The organism is Xenorhabdus koppenhoeferi, assembly GCF_900116635.1.
GTDB classification, from domain to species: Bacteria; Pseudomonadota; Gammaproteobacteria; order Enterobacterales; family Enterobacteriaceae; genus Xenorhabdus; species Xenorhabdus koppenhoeferi.
In genome coordinates, this window is the sequence record NZ_FPBJ01000033.1 from 25,556 (window position 1) to 33,037 (window position 7,482).

Below are 7,482 nucleotides of genomic sequence, written 5' to 3' on the forward strand. Positions count from 1 at the left end.
ACGACGCCTGTGAAGGCGACAATAGAGGTTGCTCAATGAGCGATAAAACAGAAAAGTTACAAAAAGTTCTTGCGCGTTCTGGTCATGGTTCCCGTCGCGAAATTGAAGGATATATTCAACAAGGGCGTATCAGCATCAATGGCAAAACCGCAACGTTGGGTGATCGAATTGAAGTTAAGCCCTCAGTAAAAATTCGTCTGGATGGGCGGATTTTAAATATCAAAGAGCCACAGAAATCAGTTTGCCGTGTTCTGGCTTACTATAAACCGGAAGGTGAGCTATGTACCCGCCATGATCCCGAAGGTCGTCCGACCGTATTTGAGCGTTTGCCAAGAATGCAGGATGCGCGATGGATAGCGGTGGGACGTTTGGATATCAATACTTGCGGGTTACTGTTGTTTACAACCGATGGGGAATTAGCCAACCGTCTGATGCATCCGAGCCGTGAAGTAGAACGTGAATATGCTGTCCGTGTTTTCGGTGAAGTTGATAATGCAAAACTTCGTCAGTTGACCCAAGGCGTTCAATTGGAAGATGGACCCGCATCATTCAAAACCATTACATTTAAAGGCGGCGAAGGTATTAACCAGTGGTACAACGTCACATTGACGGAAGGCCGTAACCGTGAAGTCAGAAGGTTGTGGGAATCTGTCGGCGTGCAGGTCAGCCGCCTGATCCGTGTACGTTATGGCGATATCGACCTGCCAAAAGGTTTGCCACGTGCTGGTTGGACTGAGTTGGGACTGGAACAGACTAACTATTTACGTCAATTGGTTGGTTTGAGTGATGAAATGGTGACGAAAGTAGCTGTTGAGCGTGATCAACGCCGCATTAAGGCTAACCAGATCCGTCGTGCAGTGAAACGACATGCTAAGGTTGCATCCCGTCCAGCGGGAAAACGTCCTGCAAGTAGCTCTCGCCAGAATGCCGGCAGAAAAACGACACCTAAAGGTCGTTAATATCTCAACCCGCTGTTTCAATATGTTGGTATAAACTGAAACAGCGGGTTTGCTTTACCAATCAATGCCTTTCTGTGCTTTAATGCCGGCATCAAAAGCGTGCTTTACCGGTCGCATCTCTGTAATCGTATCAGCATATTCCAGTAACTCTCTGTGACATCCTCGACCAGTGATTATCACACTCTGGTGTGAAGGGCGCTGTTTGAGTGCAGTTAGAACATCCGCCAGTTCCAGATAACCGTAGCTGACCATATAAGTCAGTTCATCCAAAACTACAAGATGCAATGAAGGATCGGACAACATCGTCAAGGCATGTTTCCATGCAGTTTGGCAAGCTTCGGTGTCTGTTTCACGATTTTGTGTTTCCCATGTGAAACCTGTTGCCATTACATGAAATTTAATCCCTTGCTGTGCCAGCAAATTTCTTTCACCGCTTTCCCATGTCCCTTTGATAAATTGGATCACGCCAACGCGCTGAGCATGCCCGATTGCACGAGTGACGGTGCCGAATGCAGCGGTAGTTTTTCCTTTTCCGTTTCCGGTGAATACAATGACGATCCCGCGTTCTTGCTGTGCTGCCTCAATACGGGCATCGACTTTTTCTTTCAGACGTTGTTGTCTTTTGTGGTACTGACTGTTATTTCTCGTCATGATTTAGCAGGTCCCGCTTTGCGACCGGGTTGAGCATCAAAACTGATGCCAGAATCATTCAGGCTATCATCACCCATAACATAAAGATAGACAGGCATAATATCTGCTGGTGTTTTTAGTTTGGCTGAGTTCTCATCAGGAAATGCACTGGCACGCATACTGGTACGAGTCCCACCAGGATTGATACAATTAATACGCAGGGAAGTGTCTTGATATTCTTGCGCCAAAATCTGCATAAAACCTTCTGTGGCAAATTTGGAAACAGAATAGGCACCCCAGCCACTTCGCCCTTCACGCCCTACGCTGGAACTGGTAAATATTAAAGCGCCGCTGGGCGCTTTTAGTAACAGAGGAATTAGTGCCTGAGTCAGCATGAAAGTTGCATTGACATTTACTTGCATTACATCATGCCAAAGTTGTGCGGGTTGCTCTATGATAGGTGCGACAACGCCAAGAAGCCCTGCATTGTGTAAAACACCATCCAGACGGGGATAATGCCGTGCCAGCTTCCTGGAGAAATCCTGGCATTCTTGTGCGGTCACCGTCAAAAGATCTATTGTATAAATGCTGACAGGCAAGCCCCCATCATTTTCAATTTGCTGTTTCACTGCTTCGAGCTTCGCGGTAGTTCGCCCCAGAAGAATAATTTGTGCACCGTGGCGGGCATAAGTCAGAGCGGCTTCACGCCCAATACCATCGCCAGCACCGGTTACTAAAATAATTTTGTGTTGCAGCAGATCATGATTGGGTTGGTAATTAAACATCGAACAATCTTCCTGTGATTCTTGTAAACCTGATATTCGCCATTTCAGGATGGCACATGCAGGCTATCATCAAAACAAAACTTAAAGCCTTCGTCAAATTTGTCCAAATCAGTGAATGAGAGTAAGCCTTAATTAAAAAAGAGTTAAGTAAACTGTTAGAGCGCTGCTTCCAGTTTTTAGCTAAAATGAAACATATTGTTCATCATAGGTAATAAAGGTAGATCTGTGGAATATTTGTCTCTATACGGATTGTTCTTGGCCAAAGTGCTTACTGTAGTATTAGTGGTCGCCGTTCTGGCGTTATTTAGTATTGGATTGGGTGTACGTAAAACCATTCAGAAAGGAGAGTTAAGGCTGACTAATCTTGGGGAGTCATATAAGAAGAAACAACGCCAGATGCAGCAAGCCCGAATGAGTGAGGCAGAACGAAAAATCTGGCAAAAGTCATTAAAAAAGCAACAAAAAAATGATGCCAAACAGAAGAAAACGGCGGCTAAAACGGGTCAGAAAGGCTTACAGAAACCGAGTCTTTATGTTCTGGATTTTAAAGGCAGTATGGATGCCCATGAGGTTGATTCCCTTCGTGAGGAAATCAGCGCTGTATTGGCGGTGGCAAATAAAAAAGATGAAGTTTTGCTACGGTTGGAAAGTCCTGGAGGCATGGTGCATGGCTATGGACTGGCCGCATCTCAATTAGTCCGTTTGCGGCAAAAAGAAGTACGTCTGACGGTAGTTGTGGATAAAGTGGCGGCAAGTGGTGGCTATATGATGGCCTGTGTGGCCGATCGCATCATCGCTGCACCTTTTGCGATTATTGGCTCCATTGGTGTTGTGGCTCAATTGCCAAATTTCCACCGATTATTGAAGAAAAATGATATTGATGTAGAACTGCATACTGCTGGCGAATATAAGCGTACCTTGACTGTTCTGGGTGAAAATACTGAACAGGGCCGCAAGAAATTTCAGGAAGACTTAAATGAAACGCATAAATTATTTAAATCATTTATTCATCAGTACCGTCCTTCTTTGGATGTGGAAAATGTGGCTACGGGTGAATATTGGTATGGTATGCAAGCAAAAGAACACGGGCTGATTGATGAAGTGGGCGTCAGCGATGATTTTTTGATTGAACAAATCGAGCATTGTGAAGTTATTGGTGTCAGCTATACTCGCCGTAAACGCATGTTAGAACGCGTTATGGGGGGCACAGTGGAAAATATTGATAAACTGTTTATGCGCTGGTGGCAAAGGGGAGAAAAGCCACTGTTATGATAATGTGGATTATGGCGATAATTAATAAAATATAATTGCAATAATCAATCGTTAAAATCATTTTTAGTATCATGCGGGTAAATAGAGGGCAGTTATGCCTTTTATTACCCGCATAATTATTGTTAACCGTTACGGAGTGATGAAGTGCATACATCCCTTGTATAAAATCTTCGGGTGTCCTTATGATTTCATTTGCTTTTTTCAGTAACTGTTCTTGCCTGATAGGTATTGTTTCAGTTTGCATCTATTGTACTCCTTCGATAAATAAGTTGTTGCGCATCGTTTTTTATCAGGTAGAGTGTGGGCTTTTCGTCATGCAGATGGAATATTTTGTTTACAACTGTTGAATCATACAATTGCATGGTTTGTGTTGGTATATAAAATACCTTAAATATTTCAAAGGTTTTTGCGCTTAAACAAAAGCACAGGATAAAAATTAGTTGATATCTTGTAAATCTATCGCAATATAAAAAGAGACTTTATTTTATATATCGCAACATAACGCCGTGATTTTCGCCATCTGAAAAGAAGATAATTAGGTAAAGGTAACTATGGCTAAAGCTCTTGTTATAGTGGAGTCCCCGGCAAAAGCCAAAACAATTAATAAATATCTGGGGAATGACTACGTTGTGAAATCCAGTGTGGGTCATATCCGTGATTTGCCGACAAGTGGGGCAGCGAGTCAAAAGAGTTCAAGCTCATCTATCGATAAGAATAAAAAGAAAGCAAAAAAAGATGAGAAAACAGCGCTGGTAAGCCGTATGGGGGTCAATCCCTATCACGATTGGGAAGCAAATTACCAGATTTTACCCGGCAAGGAAAAAGTTGTCGCGGAGCTGAAAACGTTGGCTGAAAAAGCCGAGCATGTCTACCTTGCAACGGATCTCGACCGCGAAGGGGAAGCCATTGCATGGCACCTGCGGGAAGTGATTGGTGGGGATAATACACGTTTCAGTCGGGTTGTATTCAATGAAATTACTAAGAATGCAATCACACACGCTTTTGATAAACCGGGTGAATTGAATATTGACCGTGTTAATGCACAGCAAGCGCGCCGTTTTATGGATCGCGTTGTCGGTTATATGGTTTCACCGCTGCTGTGGAAAAAAGTTGCCAGAGGGTTATCTGCTGGGCGGGTTCAATCTGTCGCGGTTCGCCTCGTGGTTGAGCGGGAGCGTGAAATCAAGGCATTTGTGCCGGAAGAGTATTGGCAACTGCACGTGGATTTAGTGGTTAAGGGAGATATCGCTCTCCGTATGGAAGTGACCCACGAAAAGGGAAAATCTTTCGAGCCAGTAAATGCTCAACAAACACAGGCGGCGGTATCTCTGCTTGAGAAAGCAAAGTATAAGGTCGTTGACCGTGAAGATCGCCCGACCTCCAGCAAACCCAGCGCGCCGTTTATTACCTCAACATTGCAACAGGCTGCAAGCACGCGCCTTGGGTTTGGGGTCAAGAAAACGATGATGATGGCGCAACGTTTATATGAAGCGGGCCATATCACTTATATGCGTACTGATTCGACTAATTTGAGCCAGGATGCGTTGGACATGGTTCGCGGTTATATCAGTTCGTATTTTGGTGACAAATATTTGCCAAAAAGTGCCAATATCTATAGCAGCAAAGAAAATTCTCAGGAAGCCCATGAGGCGATCCGTCCTTCTAATGTTGAAGTGATGGCGGAACAGTTGAAAGATATGGAGGCTGATGCTCAGAAACTATATCAGCTTATCTGGCGTCAGTTTATTGCTTGCCAGATGATGCCAGCGAAATATGATTCCACTACACTGACTGTTAAGGCTGGTGATTTTGAACTGCGAGCTAAAGGGCGTACGCTGCGTTTTGATGGTTGGACGAAAGTGATGCCGGCATTGCGCAAGGGAGATGAAGATAATACCTTGCCAGTTATTGAGGCGGGTACGGAACTTGATTTGCAGCAGTTGCTTCCAAGTCAGCACTTTACAAAACCGCCAGCGCGTTTCAGCGAAGCATCACTGGTCAGAGAGCTGGAAAAACGTGGTATTGGTCGTCCGTCAACTTATGCTTCGATTATTTCAACCATTCAGGATCGCGGTTATGTTCGAGTTGAAAACCGCCGCTTCTATGCAGAAAAAATGGGTGAAATCGTCAATGATCGTCTGGAAGAGAATTTCAATGAATTGATGAGCTATGATTTCACTGCAAGAATGGAAAACCAGCTCGATCATGTTGCTAATAACGAAGCGGATTGGAAAGGTGTGTTGGATGAATTTTTCTCCAACTTCAGTGAACAACTTGATGTCGCCAATAAAGAGCCTGATGCAGGTGGCATGCGTACAAATCCGATGGTAATTACTTCCATTGAATGTCCGACCTGTAATCGTCCAATGGGAATTCGCACGGCAACGACGGGGGTATTTCTGGGGTGCTCGGGTTATGCGTTATCACCCAAAGAACGATGCAAGCAGACAATTAACCTGATCCCTGAAAATGAAATTCTGAATATTTTGGAAGGGGAGGATGCGGAGACTAATGCTTTACGTGCTCGCTGTCGCTGTAAGAAATGTGGTACAGCGATGGATAGCTATTTGATTGATAACCAGCGCAAGTTACATGTATGTGGTAATAACCCTGCGTGTGACGGTTATGAAGTTGAAGAGGGTGAGTTCCGCATCAAAGGTTATGATGGCCCTGTTGTTGAGTGTGATAAATGTGGTTCGGAAATGCACCTGAAAATGGGACGTTTCGGAAAATATATGGGCTGCACAAACGAAGAGTGTAAAAACACCCGTAAAATCTTACGTAATGGGGAAGTTGCGCCCCCGAAAGAAGATCCTGTGCCACTACCTGAATTGGCCTGTGAAAAATCGGATGCTTATTTTGTTTTGCGTGATGGTGCAGCGGGAGTATTTTTGGCCGCCAATACATTCCCGAAATCACGAGAAACACGTGCGCCTTTGGTTGAGGAGCTTGTCCGGTTCAAAGACCGTTTGTCGGAAAAATTACGTTACTTGGCAGAAGCACCCGTTATTGATCCTGAAGGAAATAAAACAGTTGTGCGTTTTAGCCGCAAAACTAAGCAACAGTATGTTTCTTCTGAAAAGAATGGCAAAGCTACCGGATGGGCTGCCTTTTTTGTTGAGGGTGCTTGGGTGGTGAAAGAGAAATAATAGTGTGATGATTATATACTCCCATTATTGGGTATTATTCGATGAAATATATTCAGACAGATATTTCTTTTTTTGCTAAAAAATAACTTTTCTTTCTAAAAAGCCAGCCCTTAAAGCTGGCTTTTTGTATTTAAAGAGAATTTGAACACAATATATAGCAGAATCAATATAATCAGACATAAGTCACATGCTCTGTAAACAGCTCATCAATAGAGCATCTTTCTCGTCTTCTTGTTGTTTTTGTTTCAGCCCATTTGTTTTCGATAGGATTTAAATCTGGGCTGTAAGGCGGAAGCCATTCTAACTGGCATCCGTGATCGGTTATCGCTTTTCGCGTGTCACCGCGTTTATGGAAAGGGGCATTATCCATCACAATCACTGTCCCCTTAGGGAGCTTCGGCAACAAATCTTGTGTCAGCCAGGCATGAAACACATTCGCATTAATGGTTCCGGCAAACAAACTTAAGGTCACAAAGGTATTTTTAATGATAGCACCAATGGCATTAATGCGGCCTTTGTGCTGCCAGTCATGTAAACCAAAACAGCGGGACCCTTTTAACGAATAGCCATGCGTACGTGGCATGGACTGCTCAAAGCCGCTTTCATCCAGATAAACAATCTGTTTGCCCGCCTGCTCATGATGGCGGATACGCTCGCCAAATACCTGACGAGCGTGTTCGTCAGCGG

The 7,482-nt window shown here is 44.1% G+C and carries 7 protein-coding genes; 3 read left to right on the plus strand and 4 right to left on the minus strand.

Features of this window, described 5'->3' with window-relative positions:
* Positions 1-35: 35 nt before the first annotated feature.
* Complete coding sequence (gene rluB / locus BM329_RS10955) at positions 36-959, plus strand: 23S rRNA pseudouridine(2605) synthase RluB (RefSeq protein WP_092552986.1); 924 nt, start codon at positions 36-38, stop codon at positions 957-959.
* 54 nt (positions 960-1,013) lie between these two features.
* Here the strand turns inward: rluB and cobO are convergent, their stop codons facing one another.
* Positions 1,014-1,610, minus strand: coding sequence for a cob(I)yrinic acid a,c-diamide adenosyltransferase (gene cobO / locus BM329_RS10960; RefSeq protein ID WP_092552989.1), 597 nt, complete (start codon positions 1,608-1,610; stop codon positions 1,014-1,016).
* Positions 1,607-2,374, minus strand: coding sequence for a YciK family oxidoreductase (locus BM329_RS10965; RefSeq protein WP_092552992.1), 768 nt, complete (start codon positions 2,372-2,374; stop codon positions 1,607-1,609). The genes cobO and BM329_RS10965 overlap by 4 nt, the downstream gene beginning before the upstream one ends.
* Before the next feature lie 225 nt (positions 2,375-2,599).
* On the opposite strand from BM329_RS10965, the gene sohB reads away from it, so the two are divergent.
* Complete coding sequence (sohB, locus tag BM329_RS10970; protein ID WP_092552995.1) at positions 2,600-3,646, plus strand: protease SohB; 1,047 nt, start codon at positions 2,600-2,602, stop codon at positions 3,644-3,646.
* Here sohB and BM329_RS14505 read toward each other — a convergent pair.
* Positions 3,606-3,890, minus strand: a complete 285-nt coding sequence (locus BM329_RS14505; protein WP_143101238.1) for a DUF2498 family protein — start codon at positions 3,888-3,890, stop codon at positions 3,606-3,608. The two genes, sohB and BM329_RS14505, sit on opposite strands and share 41 nt — an antisense overlap.
* Positions 3,891-4,197: 307 nt before the next feature.
* Here BM329_RS14505 and topA point away from each other — a divergent pair, with 307 nt between their 5' ends.
* A complete protein-coding gene (gene topA, locus BM329_RS10975; protein ID WP_092552998.1) occupies positions 4,198-6,795 on the plus strand; it encodes a type I DNA topoisomerase in 2,598 nt (865 codons plus the stop codon).
* Positions 6,796-6,967: 172 nt separating this feature from the next.
* On the opposite strand, the gene BM329_RS10980 is transcribed toward topA, so the two are convergent.
* Positions 6,968-7,482 (minus strand): IS630 family transposase (locus tag BM329_RS10980; RefSeq protein WP_245759041.1); only part of this gene is annotated, 515 nt, incomplete at its 5' end.